The 21,150-nt window shown below is 27.9% G+C and carries 21 protein-coding genes and 2 tRNA genes; 9 read left to right on the plus strand and 14 right to left on the minus strand.

Annotated features, from left to right (window positions below; all coding sequences use genetic code 11):
* Positions 1–56 precede the first annotated feature (56 nt).
* Positions 57–539: an RraA family protein gene (locus D9T19_RS13570; protein ID WP_121628788.1), complete on the minus strand. Its 483-nt coding sequence runs from the start codon at positions 537–539 to the stop codon at positions 57–59.
* Positions 540–572: 33 nt separating this feature from the next.
* Complete coding sequence (locus tag D9T19_RS13575) at positions 573–1,790, minus strand: OprD family outer membrane porin (protein ID WP_121628789.1); 1,218 nt, start codon at positions 1,788–1,790, stop codon at positions 573–575.
* 224 nt (positions 1,791–2,014) lie between these two features.
* Here D9T19_RS13575 and D9T19_RS13580 point away from each other — a divergent pair, with 224 nt between their 5' ends.
* The 5 genes from D9T19_RS13580 (at position 2,015) to D9T19_RS13600 (ending at position 8,001) form a co-directional block, all read left to right on the plus strand.
* On the plus strand, positions 2,015–3,094 hold the full coding sequence (locus D9T19_RS13580) for a Bug family tripartite tricarboxylate transporter substrate binding protein (protein WP_121628790.1): 1,080 nt from the start codon (positions 2,015–2,017) through the stop codon (positions 3,092–3,094).
* Positions 3,095–3,296: 202 nt separating this feature from the next.
* Positions 3,297–5,297, plus strand: a complete 2,001-nt coding sequence (locus D9T19_RS13585) for a tripartite tricarboxylate transporter permease (RefSeq protein WP_121628791.1) — start codon at positions 3,297–3,299, stop codon at positions 5,295–5,297.
* Entirely contained in the window at positions 5,297–6,364 is a 1,068-nt protein-coding gene (locus D9T19_RS13590; RefSeq protein WP_121628792.1) for a PrpF domain-containing protein, read from the plus strand. The genes D9T19_RS13585 and D9T19_RS13590 overlap by 1 nt, the downstream gene beginning before the upstream one ends.
* A gap of 2 nt (positions 6,365–6,366) precedes the next feature.
* Positions 6,367–7,116 carry a TSUP family transporter gene (locus D9T19_RS13595; RefSeq protein WP_121628793.1) on the plus strand — a complete coding sequence of 250 codons (750 nt, stop codon included), beginning with the start codon at positions 6,367–6,369 and terminating at the stop codon, positions 7,114–7,116.
* A 63-nt stretch (positions 7,117–7,179) separates the two neighbouring features.
* A complete protein-coding gene (locus tag D9T19_RS13600) occupies positions 7,180–8,001 on the plus strand; it encodes a tripartite tricarboxylate transporter substrate-binding protein (RefSeq protein ID WP_121628794.1) in 822 nt (273 codons plus the stop codon).
* A 133-nt stretch (positions 8,002–8,134) separates the two neighbouring features.
* On the opposite strand, the gene D9T19_RS13605 is transcribed toward D9T19_RS13600, so the two are convergent.
* The 5 genes from D9T19_RS13605 to D9T19_RS13625 all read right to left on the minus strand — a co-directional run bounded on the left by D9T19_RS13605 (position 8,135) and on the right by D9T19_RS13625 (position 12,842).
* Positions 8,135–9,526, minus strand: coding sequence for a sensor histidine kinase (locus tag D9T19_RS13605; RefSeq protein ID WP_121628795.1), 1,392 nt, complete (start codon positions 9,524–9,526; stop codon positions 8,135–8,137).
* Position 9,527: 1 nt separating this feature from the next.
* Positions 9,528–10,184: a response regulator transcription factor gene (locus D9T19_RS13610; protein WP_121628796.1), complete on the minus strand. Its 657-nt coding sequence runs from the start codon at positions 10,182–10,184 to the stop codon at positions 9,528–9,530.
* Positions 10,185–10,202: 18 nt separating this feature from the next.
* On the minus strand, positions 10,203–11,051 hold the full coding sequence (locus D9T19_RS13615) for a universal stress protein (protein ID WP_121628797.1): 849 nt from the start codon (positions 11,049–11,051) through the stop codon (positions 10,203–10,205).
* A gap of 126 nt (positions 11,052–11,177) precedes the next feature.
* Complete coding sequence (locus tag D9T19_RS13620) at positions 11,178–11,840, minus strand: NAD(P)H-dependent oxidoreductase (protein WP_121628798.1); 663 nt, start codon at positions 11,838–11,840, stop codon at positions 11,178–11,180.
* 132 nt (positions 11,841–11,972) lie between these two features.
* Positions 11,973–12,842: an AraC family transcriptional regulator gene (locus D9T19_RS13625; RefSeq protein WP_121628799.1), complete on the minus strand. Its 870-nt coding sequence runs from the start codon at positions 12,840–12,842 to the stop codon at positions 11,973–11,975.
* 108 nt (positions 12,843–12,950) lie between these two features.
* Here D9T19_RS13625 and D9T19_RS13630 point away from each other — a divergent pair, with 108 nt between their 5' ends.
* Positions 12,951–13,664: a 2OG-Fe(II) oxygenase gene (locus D9T19_RS13630; RefSeq protein WP_121628800.1), complete on the plus strand. Its 714-nt coding sequence runs from the start codon at positions 12,951–12,953 to the stop codon at positions 13,662–13,664.
* Between the two features lie 194 nt (positions 13,665–13,858).
* Positions 13,859–15,022 (plus strand): N(5)-(carboxyethyl)ornithine synthase, encoded by a 1,164-nt coding sequence (locus D9T19_RS13635; RefSeq protein ID WP_121628801.1) that lies wholly within the window; start codon positions 13,859–13,861, stop codon positions 15,020–15,022.
* Positions 15,023–15,064: 42 nt separating this feature from the next.
* Here the strand turns inward: D9T19_RS13635 and D9T19_RS13640 are convergent, their stop codons facing one another.
* The 3 genes from D9T19_RS13640 to D9T19_RS13650 are packed head-to-tail and all read right to left on the minus strand — an operon-like array spanning position 15,065 to position 17,686.
* On the minus strand, positions 15,065–16,825 hold the full coding sequence (locus tag D9T19_RS13640) for an FAD-dependent oxidoreductase (RefSeq protein WP_121628802.1): 1,761 nt from the start codon (positions 16,823–16,825) through the stop codon (positions 15,065–15,067).
* Positions 16,818–17,468: a ferric reductase-like transmembrane domain-containing protein gene (locus D9T19_RS13645; protein ID WP_121628803.1), complete on the minus strand. Its 651-nt coding sequence runs from the start codon at positions 17,466–17,468 to the stop codon at positions 16,818–16,820. Before D9T19_RS13645 ends, D9T19_RS13640 begins: the two co-directional genes overlap by 8 nt.
* A 2-nt stretch (positions 17,469–17,470) precedes the next feature.
* On the minus strand, positions 17,471–17,686 hold the full coding sequence (locus D9T19_RS13650) for a 4Fe-4S dicluster domain-containing protein (RefSeq protein ID WP_121628804.1): 216 nt from the start codon (positions 17,684–17,686) through the stop codon (positions 17,471–17,473).
* A 162-nt stretch (positions 17,687–17,848) separates the two neighbouring features.
* On the opposite strand from D9T19_RS13650, the gene D9T19_RS13655 reads away from it, so the two are divergent.
* Together D9T19_RS13655 and D9T19_RS13660 are read left to right on the plus strand one after the other, a co-directional pair.
* Positions 17,849–18,817, plus strand: coding sequence for a cation diffusion facilitator family transporter (locus D9T19_RS13655; RefSeq protein ID WP_121628805.1), 969 nt, complete (start codon positions 17,849–17,851; stop codon positions 18,815–18,817).
* A gap of 9 nt (positions 18,818–18,826) precedes the next feature.
* Positions 18,827–19,132, plus strand: a complete 306-nt coding sequence (locus tag D9T19_RS13660) for a metal/formaldehyde-sensitive transcriptional repressor (RefSeq protein ID WP_121628806.1) — start codon at positions 18,827–18,829, stop codon at positions 19,130–19,132.
* A gap of 4 nt (positions 19,133–19,136) precedes the next feature.
* On the opposite strand, the gene D9T19_RS13665 is transcribed toward D9T19_RS13660, so the two are convergent.
* From D9T19_RS13665 to D9T19_RS13675, 4 genes are all read right to left on the minus strand, one after another.
* A complete protein-coding gene (locus D9T19_RS13665; RefSeq protein ID WP_121628807.1) occupies positions 19,137–19,706 on the minus strand; it encodes a cytochrome b/b6 domain-containing protein in 570 nt (189 codons plus the stop codon).
* 215 nt (positions 19,707–19,921) lie between these two features.
* Positions 19,922–20,005, minus strand: a tRNA-Leu gene (locus D9T19_RS13670).
* Between the two features lie 170 nt (positions 20,006–20,175).
* A complete protein-coding gene (locus D9T19_RS14575; RefSeq protein WP_162984594.1) occupies positions 20,176–20,322 on the minus strand; it encodes a hypothetical protein in 147 nt (48 codons plus the stop codon).
* A 656-nt stretch (positions 20,323–20,978) separates the two neighbouring features.
* Positions 20,979–21,055, minus strand: a tRNA-Met gene (locus D9T19_RS13675).
* Between the last annotated feature and the right edge of the window lie 95 nt (positions 21,056–21,150).

Here is a 21,150-nt window from a genome sequence, read left to right on the forward strand (position 1 = left end):
ATAAAAGTACAAATTATATGTTAATTCCTACAAATTACTAATTAAAAATACTATTTTTAAAGAAGTTCTTCTGTACTTACTATAATTCCATCTTCATCTAAATATACATAATCCCCATCATTAAAAGTAACTCCTCCAAAGCTAAGTTGAACAGCTCTAGATGAACTTGTTTTTTCAAAATTTCTTAAAGGACAAGTTCCAAATGCATAAAGCGCTACATCAATATTTCGTGTATATGCAGTATCTCTTACATAACCATTTAATATTATTCCTGCCCAATTGTTCTTTTCAGCAAATGCCATTAGTTTATCTCCTACAACACCATAAAAGAACTTAGCATTTTCAACAACAACTATTCTTCCTTCCCCATCTTCATCTCGTAAAAGTTCTAATAATCTCCAATTACTTTTATCAAGTTTTATTGTTACTATTTTTCCAAAAGATTTTTTTCTACCACCATAATTTTTATAATCAGATGATAATACTTGTATTTTCTTATCTGTATTATCATCACATAAATCTGCTACATCAAAATTCATACTATTCCTTTTTTATTTCTTTAATATAAATTATTAAAATTTATAAATTAGTTTTGTTCTTAATTCATTTTTTTCTTTTGATTCATTACCATTCCCATAATCATATATTGTATATTCAGCAGATAATGCTAAATCTTTTAAAGCCCCAGAGAATTTATATTTTAAAGCAAAATAAGTTTGTTCTAAATCATTCTTTTCTGCAATAGCATCACTTTGTGTATATTTAATTTTTGTAGTTAAATTACCAAATTTTTTAGAAGCTCCAAGTTGCCAAGTATCTGTTCCTGCTGTATAATTCGCAGTTGTCGTTGTTGCTGAAGTAAATGAAGCAGTTGCTTTTTCTCCAATACCTCTATTTACATTTCCATCATCATTCGTTGATGTATATGAAGCATGCAAGTTAATACCAACTAGAGTAATTCCCACTTTATATCCAAAAAATGAGCTGTCATCTATTGTATTATCATCATAATTTGAGTTATAATATTGAGCAGCTACAAAAGATTTATACTCTCCACTAAATTTATATTTTGCATCAATATATAAATCCGCTACCTCATCAATAAAATCTACATAATGAGCTTGTATACTTAAATTTTTAATAGAATTATTCTTAATATATAAAGAAATAGCACCATCTGTACCAATTTTATTAAATTCACCAACATCTCCAATATTTGTATCTATATTAGTAAAAGATGCTGAATTTGTTGTTTTTGTAAGCCCATCAGTTCTAGTTTGATATTTAGTAACTTTCCCTAATGATATTAATGTATTTGGGATATCAGTATTAGATAAGAAATAGCCTTCAAAAGATTCTTTTATAAGTCTTGAACTTGAGCCATAAATTAACGGTAAAGAAATAAACTGTCTTCCACCTTTAAAAGTTGTATTCTTATACTTATAATTTACATAAGCTTCTGATAAAACTGATCCTGAAGCATTCATTGTTTTATTTTGTTTTCCAGCATCATCATCAATTGAAGTAGTTGATGATGATTGAAATGTTACTCCTAAACTTAGCCCTTTATAACTATTTGTTACATAGCCTAACTTTATACCATTTGCCCAGACACTATTATCTGATATACTCGCAGAATCATATGATTCATCAAAATAATAAGATTTTAGTTCGCCTTTTACTTTCCCATTAGTAAAAGCTTCACTTAAACTTTCAGCTGCAAAACTTTGTGAGCTTAGACCTGCTAATAAAAATGCTGCTACTAAACTTCTTTTTGTTAATTTTTTCATTTTTCATCCTATATATTTTTTTTCTAATCAACTATTCTTACATATAATTGTTAGCTTGACTGAAAGAATATTATCATTGAATTCTGTCATCAAACTTGCAAAAAAATCTTAAAAATAGCAATAAAGTAGCATTCTTTTATCTTCTATAAATTCTTTTTTACTGCAAGGTTCATGACAGAATTCAATGATAATCTTTCATCATAAACTTAATAAAAGGATTTAAGATGAAAATAGCAAAGAGACTTTTAATATCAACATTAGCAATAGGAATGTTAACAAGTATTGTAAGTGCAAAAGAAGTTAGTTTCAAGGGAAAAACTATTGAATGGATTATGCCATATAAAGCAGGTGGTGGTACAGATAAATGGGGAAGATTTTATGCTCCATTATTATCACAGAACTTACCAGGTAATCCTGTTGTTGTAATTAAGAATATGCCAGGTGGCGGTTCTACAAAAGGTGCAAACTTTTTTGCAAAACGTGCATCAAAAGATGGGTTAACAATTTTTGCATCATCAGCATCAACTCAAATTCCATTTTTATTAGGTGATAAAAGAGTTAGATACCAATATAAAGATTGGAATGCAGTATTAAGTTCTCCAACAAATGGAATTATTTATGTTTCTTCTAAATTAGGTGTTAATAGTATTGATGATTTAGATAAATTAAAATCAGAAAAACTTAAATTTGGTTCACAAGGTGCTACATCAATGGATTTAGTTCCTTTATTAGCTTTCCATTTATTAAATATTAAGACACAACCTGTATTTGGAATGAAAGGTAAAAAATCTACTAGACTAGCTTTCTTAAGAGGTGAAACAAATATTGACTTCCAATCATCATCTTCTTATCTTAAAAATGTATTACCTGCACAAAAAGAAGGAAGAGCAGTTCCTTTATTTGCCTTTGGTACTTTAGATGAAAATGGTGATTTACAAAGAGATCCAACTTTCCCAAATTTACCTCATTTTGGTGAAGTATATGAAAAAGTTCATGGTAAGAAACCATCAGGCGAAGCATACAAAGCTTGGAAAACTTTATTTACAGCAAGTTTCCCTTCTCAAAAAATGATTATGTTACCAAAAGGTGTTTCCCAAGATGTAATTGAAACATATCAAAATGCGATGAAAAAAATTGTTGCAACTGAAGGTTTTAAAGAAATGAGTAGAATACAGTTAGGTGATTATAAGCAAACAGTTGGAGCAAAAGCAGATAAATTAAAAGATATTGCAACAAGTGTTAATGATGAAGATAGACAATGGATAAGACACTGGCTTACTAAAAACTATAGAGTTAGATTTTAAACCAATTAAATTTCATTTTTTCTTTAACCACTTTATCTTTTAAGATAAGGTGGTTTTTACTATATATCCCTTTTTCTCGATACTCTTCAAGTTAAATTATTTATAAATTTTCTTCTTTTTTGCAAGTTTCATGACAGCCTTGAATGTTAATCTTCTTATATAAAATATAGAAGTGTTTAATCACTTCACAAAAGGATTAATTATGGCATTAGAAGCTCTTATGAGTGCATTTAATGAACTTATGCAAGTTCAGCACATGCTTTATTTATTAGGTGGGGTATTTTTAGGAATTTTAGTTGGAATTCTTCCTGGACTTGGAGGAATTGTTGGGTTCTCAATTATGTTACCTTTTCTTTATGGAATGGATCAAACTTCAGCATTAGCAATGTTAATTGGTATGGTTGCGGTTATTCCAACATCTGACACATTTACATCAGTTCTAATGGGGATACCTGGTTCTTCTGCTTCTCAAGCAACAGTTTTAGATGGTTACCCTATGTCTAAAAAAGGTGAAGCTGCACGTGCTTTAGGAGCAGCTTTTTCTGCTTCTTTAGTTGGTGGACTTCTAGGAGCAATTATTCTTTCAGCATTTATTGTATTTGCAAGAGATTTAATTTTAAAATTAGGTTCTGCTGAACTATTTATTTTAGGAATCTTTGGTCTTAGTATGGTTGGTGTTTTAAGTGGCAAATCACTTTTCAAAGGATTCTTAGCAGCTGGAGTTGGATTATTATTAGGTTCAATTGGATCTGCACCTGCTACGGGTGAATTTAGAATGACAATGGATAGTTACTATTTATATGATGGAATTAAACTTGTTATTTTAGGTCTTGGAGTTTATGCGGTACCTGAAATTATTGGATTACTTGTTGAGAATAAAAAGATTTCAAAAGCTGAAAAACTTGGTGGTTCTTGGATTCAAGGGATTAAAGATACATGGGCATCAAGATGGATAGTTGCGCGTTGTGCTCCTCTTGGAGCAATGATTGGGGCAATTCCAGGTCTTGGTGGAAGTGTTGTTGATTGGATTGCTTATGGTCATGTTGTTCAAACTTCAAAAGATAAATCACAATTTGGTAAGGGTGATGTAAGAGGTGTTATTGCTCCTGAGTCTGCTAATAATGCTAAAGAAGGTGGAGGTTTAGTACCAACACTTTTATTTGGTATTCCAGGAAGTGGTTCAATGGCAGTATTCTTAGGTGGATTAGTAATATTAGGTATTGAACCTGGACCTGGTATGGTTGATGAAAATTTAGAAATTTCATATATCATTATTTGGTCACTTGCTTTAGCAAATGTAGTTGGGACTGGAACTTGTCTTTTATTATCAAATAAGATTTCAAAAATTACAACTATTCCTTATGGGTATGTTGCTCCATTTATGTTGATGATTATTTTCTTTGCTGCATTACAAGCTACTAGAAGTTTAGAAGATTTAATGCTTTTAATTGCAATTGGTGCGTTAGGAACTTTATTTAAATACTTTGATTGGCCAAGACCTGCTTTATTAATTGGTTTTGTATTAGCTGGAACTATTGAAACATATTATTATCAAGCAGTTCAGTTTTACTCATGGGATATGCTACAAAGACCTGGAGTTATCATTTTAATTGTATTAATGGTTTTATCTATTGGATTAAGTGTATTTTTCCAAAAAAGAAGTGATAAAAAAGAAAAATTAGAAAAAGAAGCTAGAGGTGAAGTTGAAGTAAAGAGTGATCATAACTATACATTTATAACTGGTGAACTTTTATTTACTTGGGGAATAATAGCTTTTGCAATATTTGCAATCATTGATTCAGTTCCACATGATTTTCTTGGTGGTATTTTTCCAATTGTAATTTCATCTTTAATGATACTTTTTGGAATATTCTTAACAATGCAATTAACATCAAGAGAAAAACAGCAAGATGTGTTAAATGTTGCATTAACTGAGAATGGACAATTAACTGCATCTTGGATGGAAACATGGAAAAACTTCTTAATCTTACCAGTATTTTTATTAGGAACATGGATTCTTGGTTTTATCCCATCATTAGCAATTTTATTTGTAATGATAATTAGAACAAAAATGAAATCATCTTGGTTGAAAATAGCAATTATTACAAGTATTGCACTTGGGTTCTTACTATTTGTTAGTAATGCAATGACATTACATTTACCTGCAGGATTAATTGCAGATACATTTTTTGGAGTAGAATAATGAATGATTTAAAAAGAATAAAATGTATGATATATAGATCAGGTACTTCAAAAGGTGCATATTTTTTAGATAATGATTTACCAAAAGATACACAAGAAAGACACGAACTAATTGCAAAGATTATGGGAAGTGAAGATATTAGACAAATTGATGGAATTGGAGGGGCAACTTCTGTAACAACAAAAGTTGCTATTGTCTCTGCATCAAAAAGAGAAGGAATAGATTTAGATTATAAATTTATACAACCAAATATTGGTGTGGCTTCAGTAGATGATAAACCAACTTGTGGAAATATTTTAACTGCAATTGGAGCCTTTGGTTTAGAAAAAGGTCTTGTTTCAATTGATGATGGAATAACAAATGTAAATGTGTATGATGTTAATACAGGTGCCACTATTACACAAACTATTAAAACACCAAATAGAACTGTTCAATATCATGGAGATATGAAAATTGCTGGAGTTCCTGGAAGTGCAGCACCTATTGAAATGTTTTTTAAAAATATCACTGGTGGAAAGACCGGTAGTTATTTACCTACAGGGAATAACTATGATTTATTTAATGGTATTAAAGCTACATGCTTAGATATATCTATGCCAGTTGTTTTTATTAATGCGTCAGATATGAATATTACAGGGTATGAAACTCCAAGTGAACTTGATTCAAACAAAAAACTATTTGAAGAATTAGAAAATATAAGAGAACAAGCTTCACATAAAATGGGTCTAGGAAGTGCAAGAGGAAATGTTATTCCAAAAATTGCAGTAATCTCAAAAGCAATTAATGATGGTGATATTAATATTAGATATTTTACACCCTCAACTGCACATCCTGCACTTGCTGTTTCTGCTGGTTTTTGTGTAGCTACTGGTTCTTTTATTGAAGGAACTTTACTAAATGAATTAAACCCTAAAAAATTAGAAATAGGAGATTATATTGTTAAAATTGAGACTCCTTCTGGAACAATTGATGTTGGAGTTAATTTTCCAACTTTAGATATTAATGATGTTGAAGGTAAAACAACAAGAACTGCAAGATTACTTTTAGATGGTGAGGTATATATTTAAAAATGGACTTTTTACCTATATCCCTTGATATATATGAACTTCTCATTTTAATGGGAAGTTGTTTTTTAGGTGCAATAATTTCAACTACAGTTGGAACAGGTGGTGGTCTGTTAGTAATTGGAGGAATGAGTTTAATTCTTCCTATTACTGCATTACTATCTATTCATGCAAGTGTTCAAGCTGGTTCAGGAATGATTAGAGCTTTTTTGTTTAGAAATACTTTTTTAAAGAAATTCTTTTTGATATTCTTTTTTGGTTCACTTATTGGTTTTTTCTTTTCTACTTTAACTTTAATCTCTCTAGACGAAAATATTTTAAAATTACTCTTAGGTTTGGGAATAGTAATTTTAACACTACTTCCAAATCTAAAAATTGATAATATCTCAAATCTAACTATTTTATTTTTTGGAATTGTGACAGGTTTTTTAACTATGTTTATTGGTGTAGTTGGACCTATTTTAGGAATTCTTCTAGCATCAATGTTAAAAGATAGACTTTTAGTTGTAGGAACTTTAGCTTGGTGTATATCTTTTCAAAATTTTAGTAAAGCAGTGATTTTTTCTCAAGTTGGGTTTGACTATTTGCCATGGCTTAGCTTAATTATAATATTAGTTATTATCTCATATTTAGGAACAATAGTAGGCAGAAAAATATTATATAAAACAAATAATAAAGTTTTTGAAAAAGTTTTAAAAATTGTTATACTATTATTAGGTAGTAAATTAATTATAGAATCTTTACTTCATCTATAATTTTGCAAGGTTGGTGACAGTATTAAATATTAAGCTTATTTATATTTAATAAAAAGGTGTATCATGAAAAATTTTATCATACTTTTCTTCTTTTTTAACAGTTTAATATTAGCTGATACTTATCCAAATAAACAAATAGAATTTGTTGTTGGATTAGGGCAAGGTGGTAGTGCTGATAGAATGACTAGAAATATGGCTATATTCTTAGAAAAAGAGCTTAAAACTTCAATAAAAATTACAAATAAAAAGAACAAAGCTTCTTTAGAAGCAGCAAATTATGTATTAAAACAACCAAGTGATGGATATACAGTTTTCTCTTCTACTTTCTTACCTTATCTTCCTAATTCAATTTTAAGTGGTCAAGCTAAATATAGTTTAGATGATTTTGAAATCATTAACTTGCAATGGTTTGATTATGATTTTATTGCTGTAAATAAGACTTCAGAGTTTAATTCAGTTCTTGAAATAATAAATCATATAAAAAACAATCCTAATACTTTAAGTGCTGGGGTGATAAATAAATCAAGTGGGCATTTATTATTAAAATTACTTCTGAAAAAATTTGATATTCCTTTTGAAAATATTGATATAAAAGTTTTTAATGGTGGTAAGGCAGTAAGAACTGCTTTATTAAACTCTGAAATAGACATTCTTATTACAGCAGCGCAAGGAAGTGAAGCATATAGAGATAAGATTAAAGCTCTTGCTATATCCTCTGCCAAAAGATCAAGAAGATGGGATGCTCCAACATTAAACGATGCAATTAATGATAGTAAAATTGTAATGCCTATAATTAATGGTCCAACAAGAGGATTTGCTGTTTCAAAAGAATTTAAAATTAAATATCCAAAGAGATTTAAAATTTTAAAAAATGCGATTAAATAAACTCTATCAAAAAGAAGAACTCAACGTTATCTAAGATCTAAAAAAATAGGTTATTCTTGGCTTGGTTCAAAACAATCTACAAAAATTTTAAATAAATCATATGAAACATTTAAAAAATATAACTATCTTTTAACTAATTAATTTCTTCTTCTTTATGATTAAAGACTATAGATATTTTTAAACCATTTTCATTTGAAGCCAAAACCTTAGCTTGATGTAAAACAGCAATTTGTTTTACAATGCTAAGACCTAATCCTGAACCTTGTTTTGAGGAATCAACTCTATAGTATCTTTCAAAAATAGATTTTAAGTTCTGTTTTGGAACTCCTTTTCCTTCATCTTTGATATTTAACCAAACTGTATTATTATGTCTTTCTAAGCTTAAAGTAATAGTTCCAATTGGATTCCCATTCTCATCAATAGCATAGTGTATAGTATTGTTGATAATATTATCCATCATACTTTCTAAAAGTATTGAATCTGTTTGAATAAAAACTTCTTCATCTATATTCTCAAAAGCAAATTCAAATCCTTTTGCGTAAACTCTTGGTGCAGTTCTTAAACAATATTCTTTGCATAGTTGATTTAAACTTCGTTTTTCAAAACGCTTTAAATTAATTGTATTTGGATTTGTTTTTGCATATAAAAGTAGTTGCTCTGTTATATGTGTCATATTATTTAACAAAGAATTTAATGCAATGAAATCTTCACTGTTTTTTTCATAATGTAATTGGATTTTCACTTTCATTTCAGCTAATGGAGTTCTTAATTGATGTGAAATATCTGAGTTAAACTGTTCAATATAATCAATAGTATCTCTACTTCTACTTAGTAAAATATTAATACTGTTTACAATATCTTCTAATTCTTTTGGGGCATTAAAAACTAAAGGTTCTAAATCTCTATCATCTCTCTTTTTTATTATCTTTTTTAAATTGTTTAAGGGTTTTAACCCTTTATTAACAGCAATAATAGTGATTGTAATGGTAAAAAATATTACTATTGCCATTATTATAAACATAAGAGTTAAAACATAATTTATATTTTCTTCTCTTTCTTCTGTCGTTTCCCCAATTGTAATATATGCTGTGTGTATTTTTCCTGCACTATTTAATGTAGTTTTATATGATACTGCTCTTAATTTTACTCCATCATATGTAAGATTGTAAAATCTTTTTTTTCGATTAATTAGTATTCTTTTATTAAAAAGTAAGCCATGTCCTATTAATAATTCACCTTCTTCATTTACTACGGAATAATATACTAGTCCTTGTTCATGATTTGAAAGTAAATCAATAGAAAAGTTTGGGAGATCAATAAAAAGTTTTGAATTTTCAATTCCTATATTTTCTTTTATACTTTGTGCTGTTGCAAAAAGTCTATTATCAAAAAAACTATTTACTTTTTCTTGTAGATTTAAATATATATAAATGAAAAGAATAACTGATAATAAGGCAAAAGGGAAAATTAACCATTTTATTAAACGAGATTTTATTGAGATTGTATTTTTATAAGTACTTTCCATCTTAACTCATCATATAACCTAATCCTCGAACTGTTTTAAGATTTATAGAAGACCCAAGTTTCTTTCTTAGTCTTGAGATATATGTCTCAACAGCTGTTGGATTAAACTCATCATCAACTGTAGTGATATGTTCAACTATGTTTTCTTTACTTACAATTGCATTTAAGTTTTGAACTAAATATTCAAAAATTGTTAATTCTCTTTTACTTAAATCAATATTTTCATTATTTTTCATCAAAATACGAGTTTGGGAATCAAACTTTAAATCATTATATTTTATAATATTACTAATTTGATTATTACTTCTTCGTAAAAGAGCTTGGACTCTTGCAATAACTTCATCAAGTTCAAAAGGTTTACATAAATAATCATCCGCACCTGTATCAAGTCCAAGAATTCGTTGATCTAATTTATCTCTTGCAGATATAACTAGAATTGGCAGATTTTGTTGAGATTTTCTTAACTTCTTTATAATCTCAATACCATCAATTCCAGGTAGTCCTAAATCTAATATAAGTAAATCATATGTTGATGTTTCTAAAGTATAAAGACCTTCTTCTCCGTCATAAAAAACATCAGCAATAAATCCTGAATTTTTTAGTTTTTTATGTATACCATCTGCTAAAGTTTCATTATCTTCTAAAATCAATATTTTCATAATATAATTCTATCATAATTAATAAGACATAAAAATTGGTAAAGTTGATTTTTCAAGTAAATATCTAGTAGCTCCACCAAACATAAGTTCTTTAAGTCCCTTATGTCCATAAGCCCCAGCTACTATTAAATCAAAGTTTCCATCTAAAGCTGTATCTAATAAAGCCTGACCTGGAATCCTTGTAGTTTTAACAATATCATAACTTGCATCAATACCATGCAATTTTAAATAATTAATTAGACTTGTCATAATTTCATGATCTTCTACATATTCAGGAGAAGATACAATATGAACTCTTTGTGCTTTCTTTAAAAGTTCAATAGATGAAGTAATAGCACGTGAAGCCTCAGTTGAATTATTCCAACCAATAATAATTGAGTCCAGCGAAAATTTTCTCATTATTCTTGGAAACATCAATACTGATTTTCCACTTTTAAGTACGGCATTTTCAAATGTGGCTGTTGTAACACCAGCAGGAGGAGCTGCTGCTATAACTAAATCACAAAACTTTGATTCCTGCTCAATAAGAGTACTTCGTAGACCTTCTCTTATTTTAAGATATGCAAATGCTTTTTCTTTTAAAGCTCCGCTTGATATATTAATATCAACTTCCAAAGCAACTTTTTCGAAAAGTGCCTGAAGTTCATTATTATCTTCTTCATACTTACTATCTACTACTTCATCAATTTTGTTTAAAATATCTCTAGGGATAGACATTGTCTTATACATACTAATATTTGATTTTAAACCACACTGTAATATTTCTAAGTTTGTTTCAAAAGTTTTTGCTATTAATAGTGCCGCATATAATCTTTCTTCTAATTCATCTCCCCCACCAATAGGGAAAAATATTTTCTTATAATTCATTGTTTATCCTTCTAAAGATTTTATAAATTATAGAGAATAAGTCTGTCACGAAACTTGCAAAAATGAAAAAATTGTATTGATGTTATAATTTTGTTAAAGAATATTTAATACATGTTTATTTTTTAATTAATTAAACCAAGAAGTAACTGTTTCAACACTTTGTCTAATCTTTTCATGTTTAGGAGCATTTTTTCTATACCCAAAAGAAACCATAACAGAAGCACCATATTCTTCAGTATCAATACCTAATTCTTCTTCTAAAAACTTTTCAGTCAAGCTTAAATCAAATCCTTCCATTGGACAAGAATCAATTCCCATATAAGCAGCACCTGTCATCATATTTGCTAAAGCAATATACGTTTGTTTACTAGACCAATCAAAAACAGCTCTATTGTTTCCTAAAAGATTAAAATCTTCTTTTTGAAATTTTTCATAAAAACCTCTATAAACTTCTTGCACATCATTTGGAAGTTTTTTTACATCATTCATCATATGTTTAATATATTCACTATCATATTTCATTCCCTTAACTTTTCTAGCTAAGATAATTACAAAATGACTTGCGGTAGGAAGTGTTCCTTGAGCGCCCCATGAGAATACTTTTAATTTTTCTCTTAATTCTTCATTTTGAACAACAACAAATTTCCAAGGTTCAAATCCAAAAGAGCTTGGACTTAGTATTCCATAATTTAAAATTTCGTTAAAGTCATCATCACTTATTTTTTTATTTGAATCATACTCTTTTGTTGCATGTCTAAATTTCATTGCCTCTAAAAATTTATTTTCCATTTTATTATTCCTTTTTTATCTCTAAATAGTTTTTATGGTAAAATAATATATGTTTCATACTTAATTTATGCTTACAGTAGTTTATGTAAGTAATAGATTTAATATTCTCTTGCAGAATAATTTTTCATATTTTCAAACTACCCGTATAGGTACATAGAAATCTAGATTAAAAGTATCATTCTCTTCTAAATAATGATTTTGATGGTATATTGCAAAGGCAGGAAGTGTTTTAGCTTCATATCCACTATTTGGCATCCAATAATGGTATATGTAAGCCATAAGTTTAGCAATATCTCCATAAACACCTTCATAATGAAAAATTGCACATAATGATTCTTCAATTTCTAATTTACTTATTAAATTTGTAGGTTTAAAATCATCATCTACTTCTATTGCTGCTATATAGTTGCAGTCTTTATATTCTGTAATAATAGGATTATCATGATACATCCCTATTTGAGTATTTTCCAGTATATTATTTTCATAAGCAAAGGCAAGTAGTCTTTCCCATGTTTGAGAAAGTTCTAACATTCCATAGCCTTTTAATCTAATATATACGCATGTCCTAGAAGGAACAACTTTAATACTTGGAATAATATCTTTAAAAGTTAAATAAAAGTCTTCTTTCAAATTTAAAGTATCTTGTGAAAAGTTTTTATAAGCACCTTTTCTCCATTTAGAAGGTGTATAAATAAATCTTTTTTTAAATGCTTTTATAAAAGAAGTATGTGAAGAATAACCACAAGATTGACTTATTTCACTAATAGTTGAATGACTATTTGTAATTAATAAATTCGCTGCTTTTTGTAAACGGATAGCTGTTATTCTCTGAAATAAGTTTTCACCTACTTCTTCTTTAAATATTCTCAAAAAATGATATTTACTAACACTATTTAACTTAGCTAATTCATCTAAGGTAATATTTGTATCAATATATTTATAAATATAACTAAGTGATTTATTTACTATATTTGCTCTTATATGTTTTGTATCTTTCTTCATAATACAATTATAACATAGACATCAAGAGATTTCTTTATAAAAAAATAAAGAAATTATTTCTGCTAAATTAAGATATAATTCTAGGCATTTTAATATTAAAGGTAATTAATGGTTCAAATAAGTAATAATGTTTTTTGTGAAGAATTTCTAAGTAAATTAGATATACCAACTGGTATTTTACCAAATCCATATTATGATTATCCCTTTATGATTATTAAAAACTTTTTATCTAAAAAAACATGCAAACAAATAACAGCAAATATAAAAATAGATCAAGATATTTTTGAAGCAGAAATTAGAAAAAAAGATGCAATTAGAATTAAATCAACAACTAATACAAAAATAAGAAAAACTAAAATTCATAAACTAAATACTATTCATAAAAATATTTATACTAATAATTTTTTAAAACATCAAAATGATATAGAAAAGTTTTTTAACTTAGCTATTACTACTTCTACACAAATTCAAGCTTTAGAATATACAAAAGGCTCATTTTATAAGCAACATAGTGATGATTCAAGTGTTTTAGTAAAAGATGGGGAAATTATGGGATTTCTTCCCGTTGCACCTCAAAGAAAAATATCAACAGTATTATTTACAACAAGTAATGATGAAATAGTTTCTGAAGATACATTTACAGGTGGAGAACTTATCTTTAATTATCTACATAATGAAAAAGGTGAAACAATTCAAATAAAACCAAAAGCTGGTGATATGCTTGTCTTTTTAAGTAATCCATATTTTACTCATGAAGTTTTAGAAGTAAAAGAAGGATTTCGTGTATCTTTAGTTCAATGGCATGATGCGCTTATTAACTAAATACTCTTTAAAGGTTATGTTGGATAGAGTATATGCATAAACGTTTTTACGTATACACTTATTTGTCCTTCAAGGTGATCATTAGATTTGTGTCACCTACCAATTTTCAAATTTTAACTTCCAAACTCTACTATTGACAAACACTAATTTGCCAATTAAACAAAATAGATTAATTATTTTATAAAGGCATACATATGAATAACTTAAAAATTGGAGTCATCGGGACTTCAAAAAAAGAAGATGAACAACGATATCCTATCCATCCTGCTCATTTATCAAGAATTCCAGAAGAATTACGAAAACAACTTATATTTGAAGAAGGTTATGGTATACCATTTGGAATTACAGATGATCAAATTGCATCACAAACAGGTGGAATTGCTTCTAGACATGAATTATTAAGTCAAATTGGTACAGTTATTATTAATAAACCTATATTAGCTGATTTAGAAGAACTACGTATTGGTGGAACACTTTGGGGTTATGTACATTGTATACAACAACGAGATATTACGCAAGCTGCAATTGATAGAAAACAAACACTTATTGCTTTTGAAGATATGTTTGTTTGGTCTAACAATATACAAGGTCGACATACTTTTTATAAAAATAATGAAATGGCTGGATATTGTGCTGTTATACATGCATTACAACTTAAGGGTATTGATGGACATTATGGAAATCAAAGAAAAGTTATAATTTTTGGTTTTGGTGCAGTAAGTCGTGGTGCAATACATGCTTTAAAAGCCCATGGATTTAGAAATATAACAATATGTGTTCAACGTAGAGACTGTGAAGTACGAGAAGAAGTACTTGATTGTCATTATGTTAGAATTCATGCTGGTATTAATAATGAAGCACGGATGATGGTTATAGAGCATGATGGTTCTAAAAGAGCATTAACTGATTTAATTAGCCAATCTGATATTATTATAAATGGAATCTTTCAAGATACGAAAAATCCAACAGATTTTATAATAGAAGAAGAAAGTTCTTATCTAAAACCTAAAAGTCTTATTATTGATGTAAGTTGTGACGAAGGTATGGGATTCTTTTTTGCAAAACCAACAACATTTAAAAAACCTTTAATAAAATATAAAACTATTGACTATTATGCAGTTGATCATACGCCTAGTTACCTTTGGGAAAGTGCAACACGTTCAATATCAGGTGCATTAATCGTTTATTTATCAACTGTATTAGCAGGAAGAAATTATTGGCAAAAAAATGAAACAATTAGAAAAGCAATTAATATTGAAAATGGAATAATACAAAACGATGCAATTTTATCATTTCAAAATCGTATGTTAAACTATCCTCATAATACTATTGAAAAAGAAGAAAGTAATATTGCTTAATACTTTGGAGCTATCAAAGATATTCTTTGATAGCTCTATTTTTTAAGCTTTTGCCCATGTTCCAAAAGGCTGTTTATCCAACTTCATTTTACCTTTTTTACTTTTATATATATTTATCCACGCTTGCCAATTTTTAGTATCCATTTTTGGATAATCTAATCTATAATGACTACATCTACTCTCTTTTCTCATTAAAGATGCTTTTAATTTCATTTTAGCACTTATAATCATATTTTCAGTTTCATGTGCAAGTCTTAACTCATGAAAATCTGATGCTTTTAAATATGGCACGTGAGAATCATTTAATTCTTCAACATAAGCTAATGCACCTTTTAACATACTTTCTTTTTTGATATATAAAACAAAATTAGGAATCATAATTCCTTGTAGTGTTTGCGTTACCCAAGCTGGTGAATATCCTGCTTTTAAATTTAACGGTGCTAAAATCTCTTTTTTTATTTTTGCTATTTTTTTATCAGATATTTGTGGCGTTTCAATAGTTTTTGAATACTTAGCACTAGCTTCTCCTGCAATTGAACCTTGAACAGCAGAACCTGCTAGGGATGAACCTATTTGTGTATAAATTCCTCCTGACATATGAGAACCTAGAGCATCACCTGCTGCATACAATCCTTTTATAGTTGATTCACAAAATTCATTTATTGGAGTTAAACCCTCTGATTTATGTATTGATAATCCTGCACTTGAACCACCAACTGCTGAATCACTCATTCCAGGAGGTGGTCCTTTTTTATCTCCATCCATTGGGGGTCTTCTATGTTCATTTTTTGCCCCACTCTCTTCATTTTTCTGGTCTGGTGGTCTTTGTCCTGATCTTTTAAATTCTTCTGGAGTATATGGACCACCTTTTATATCTGATGAACCCTCCATCATACCAGGAGGACCCATTTTCACTTCATTTCCACTTGCGTAAGTCATATAATTTAAATCAACACCTAAATCATGGTGAACCTCCACTTTAACAGTTGAAGGTTTTTGCTCAAACATTCCATGCCAATTACCAAAAGAGTCTGCTGAATTTTCTGCATTTCCTGGATGTCCGTCATTCCATTCTTTTCCTGTAATTTTTGCTCCGATTTTATATGCCATAATTGAACCATCATGAGTTAAATCTTGCATTGGAAAACCATTAGGTTTAAAGCCCCCTGCTCCTGTACATAAAATTACACTTTTAGCTTTAAATATATAAACCTCTTCATCATCCAAACTAAAACCAGCTGCTCCTGCTATTTTTCCATCTTCTTTTATAAGATGAGTAATCATAATTCGCTCTAATAATGCAATATTTCGCTCTTCAATTGGTTTTAAAAATGACTTATTATATAAAGGAGACTCAAAAAAGCCCCAATCTTTTAGTTCTTCTACTCTTGCTTTTGAGTGTTCGGCTAATTGTCTTGTAAAAGTTTTATTATTTGTATCTAATGCTGATCTTGAAACTTTATCAACGAACTCATCAATACTTAGTTTTTCTTTTTTTTCATCATAAGAAAATATACCTTTTGCAAAGGGTGTTTGTCCTGAACTTCCTAGACCTCCTTTTGAAACCATCATTACTTTTGCACCTGCATCATGAGCTTTTACACTAGCAAAAAGTCCTGCCATTCCACTACCTATAACTAAAACATCGACTTCTTTATCTGTTTGTTTTATATTTTTTAAATCAACTTTAACAATATTTTCAGCCCAACCCAAACTAGTACTTAAAGCTGATAAAGAAAGTGCGCCAATTGTAGTGCCTGTAAGTCCTAAGAACTCTCTTCTTGTTACCTTTTCTTTATTCATAATTTTTTACCTTTTCATTTTTTATAATCTTTTTATTTGTGTAAAATAAAAATTCAATAGAAGCTATTGATGTAATTAAAATCAATAATATACTCATAGATATATTCATATGTCTACCTGTTTCAATAGCATGCCAAGATGCAAAAATAATAAAAAACACAGATAAAAATCCATGAAGTACTTTCCATGATTTATAGGTCATATTTAACTTATTTCTAAATATCGAAGTAAGACCTAATACCATCATTAAAACCCAAGCTATGATTCCTAATATAATTGATAAGCTATCAAGTGTCGTTATCATTTTAATAAATGAATCAAAAGGATTAGGACCAGCTTCAAAAAATCTTGGAACAACTATTAAAAAAGGATGAATTATAAGAATTGGTAAAACTATATATCCTAAAATTTTATGGATTTTTATCATTTCTACAACTTTAAAAGTATCTTTTAATTTTTCATTCATTCTTGATAAATAAAATTGTCCAAGAACAATAAAAAAAGCTAATACTGTAATAATTGATAGAAAATCTTTTAATATAGTTCTTTTAGGTATTTGCACCAAAATGAAAAATATACTAGGTAAAATAATAAAAATTGCTAAGTACAATATAGTATGTAAAAATTTAGTATTTGTATTCATAATCAACCCCAAGACACTATTACAGGAATAGATTTTTCACTTGTGATTGTAATCGCATCAACAGGACAATAAAGCCTACATAAATGACAGATTTGACAATCTTCTACATATTTTATCTCTGCTTTATTTGATTTTTTATTCATTCTAATTACATCTGTAGGACAGGCTTTTACACAAGACTCACAACCAATACATCCACTTATATCTGATATTGCCATAATATTTACTCCTCATTTTTATGACCTAATTATATTCACACACTTTAAACTTGAATTAAATATAAAGTAAATAAAAGTAAATGAATGCAATATTTAACTATCTTGATATTTAATATTATTTCAAATATACTATACCCCACTATATTATAAAAGGTAAAATATATGTCAAAAGATAAAAAGATACTCATTATTATTATTGTAAATCTAGTTATTATTATTTCTGAAGTTTCATTTGGTTTAATATCAAACTCATTTGCTCTAATTGCTGATGCACTACATAATACAGGAGATGTATTAGCAGTAATAGTTACATATATTGCACTAAGACTTGGAAGTAAAAGTACGACATTTAAACAAACATTTGGTTATGTAAGAGCTGAAATGATGGCAGCATTTGTTAATACTATATTTTTATATGGAACAATGCTATATATGATATATGAAGCAATAAATAGATTTTTTAATCCTGAGATAATTAGTCCTATTTATATGATAATCGTTGGTATTATTGCTGTAATTGCAAATGGAATTAGTGCATATATTCTAAATAGCTTAGGAGTAGAAGCATGTGGACATAATCATTCTCACGAGCATTCAACTCATCATGCACACGAACACAGTCATAATCATACACATTCAGATCAAAGTAATAATGAAGATGCAAATATCAAATCTGCTTATTTACATATGCTAAGTGATGCACTTATATCTGTGGCTGTTGTAATTGCTGGAATATTTATCTATTTTTTCAAGATATATTATATAGATTCTATTTTAACAGTAGTTTTTTCTGTTTATATTTTGTATCATTCTTATCCATTATTAAAAAAATCATTCTTATCATTAATGGATATAAATATAATAGAAGTTTCACAAGAGCAATTAGAAAGTGTTATAAAAGAAGATGAAAATATTATTTCTTATAGTGATTTACATATTTATAAGCCAAGTTCAAAACATAACTTTATTTCATTAGAAATTGTTTTAAAAGATGATTTATTAAACTTAGTAGAAATTGAAAATATAACTTCAATACTAGAAAAAAAACTAAATAAATTAAATTTTGATCATGTTCAAATTCAAGTAGCTTCAAAGAAAAATGAAAAATCATATACAAACTGTTTGATGTAAGGGAAAGAAATGTATCAATGTGAGATAGAAAATAAAAAATTAATCAATAGAATTAATAGAATACAAGGGCAAGTAAACTCTGTAAAAACAAAACTAGAAAAAGATATGGATTGTAATGATAATCATAGCGACCCATACGAGGTAATTAGACAATTAACAGCAATAAAAGGTGCTGTTAATGGAATGATAACATCATATATTGAACATTTTGCAAAAGGTCATCTAGTCAAAGAAATAAGAGAATCAAAAGATGAATTATCAGCAATGGATTCAATGGATGAATTAGTAAATATTATGAAAAGCTATAGTAAATAAAAGATTATTTCTTTCCATTTACTATTGTAGAAATAATACCTTTTTCGTCTCTATTTTCAGCAATTACTACACCTAATATATGTAAAGGCACAAAATATAAAATAACATAATATGCTAATTCATGAATTTCTTTAATATCGTGAGCTGTATCTTTTAATAGTCCTAATTCTTGGTAAAAATGAATTATTAATCCTGTTGTAGCAATAACTATTAAAGTTGCATTTAGAATATAATATGAACTATGAACTACTTTTTTATGTAAAGATAAAGAAGAAAAACTCTCTCTTTCTGATGTGTCTTTAAAATATAAATAGATTCTAAAAAGAACTAAAAAAGCTAAAGCATAACCTAATAAAATATGCCATTCCCACATTCCAGCTCGAATAGCTTTTGCCAAAACTTTAGCCTGAATTGCAGTAATTTCTATATTTATCTCTTGTAATTTACTAATTAATATTTCAGAGTTTGTTCTCCAACTTAAAAATGTTTGACGTAAAAATACAGTACCTAATAATCCTAGTATTACAAAAGCATTTAACCAATGCCAAATACGAAATGATAATGAAAACTTCATAAAAAATCCTTTTTGCGAATTATATCACTTATTGAATATAATAATAATAAAATTTATAATAAAAAAAAGATATAAGAAGTGAGTTTATAAAAGAAACTTGTTAATATTTAATACTACTATATATTTGAATAATTATATTACAAGTTAATATGAATTTACAAAATTAAAAGTAGTAGAGATATAGGAAATCAATGGATTTAAGTTAAGTAGATAAATGGTACCTCCAACCGGAATCGAACCGGTACTCCAAAGGAATGCGATTTTGAATCGCACGCGTCTACCAATTCCGCCATGGAGGCACTTTAAAAATTAGGATGTATTATATCTAAAAATAAATAAAAAAAGAAGCCGGGAATTAACTTTCTTCTTTTATATTAGTTTTAAATAGAAGATTATTATTCAATTAATTATAAAAGAAATATCCTACTTGATTAAAAAACTATATTTAAACTAGTTCTTTTTATGATAATTAGTTTCTATTTTGATTCATAATCAATTTTGTTTTTTCTATATTTAAACCAGCTTTAGAACTAGCATCCTGTAAATTTTCGTTTTCACTTAGAAGTCTTAATAAAACTTCAATCTTTTTGTTTGTGTGTATATGTGTAATTGACATATTATTCCTTTAATTCTCTATTATAGAGTAATCAAAAGATAAAAATGAGCTTTTTTGTATAAATAATGTGTAATATCAATGAGAGTAATTAATAAAAGTCATAAAATAACAGATGAAACTCTTATTCATCTTAAGTAAGCACAGTATAACTGAAAATAAGTTTAATAGCAAGAGATATTAAGCTAAATATAATTATTTTAACAAAAAGTCACTTTTTATTAGATTTATTAAATAAATACAAGAATTTCAGACGAAAAAAAAGGGAAAAGATTTAAAACCTTTCCCCTTTAATTCAATATCTTATAAACAAAACGTCTATTTATAATATTTACTTTATAGTAAATTATTTTTAATTAGTTTTTTAACAATACTAAAAATGTAAAACCTTCGTCATTTGCACCTCCATATTGTGTATGTTATTGAAATTGTATCACTTTTTACATATAAATGCAAGTTTTTATAATATTTTTGTAAAAAAGCTTCAATTGATTTGTTAAGATTTATAAATTTATCTCTTAACTAGGAAGTTAAATATAAAGTTTTATTCCAGTAATTTATATGTTTCTTTTGAAAATTGAATAGATATTTTTTAATTAAACAAAAAAAAAGCTTCTAGCTAAAAGAACTAATGTTCAAATAGCTAAAAGCTTATATATTGGTTGCGGAAGCTGGATTTGAACCAGCGACCTACGGGTTATGAGCCCGTCGAGCTACCGTGCTGCTCTATTCCGCGATATTAAAATAGTAAAAATGGAGCTGGTGAAGGGACTTGAACCCCCGACCTGCTGATTACAAATCAGCTGCTCTAGCCAAGCTGAGCTACACCAG

It is taken from the genome of Poseidonibacter antarcticus, assembly GCF_003667345.1.
Classification (GTDB): Bacteria; Campylobacterota; Campylobacteria; order Campylobacterales; family Arcobacteraceae; genus Poseidonibacter; species Poseidonibacter antarcticus.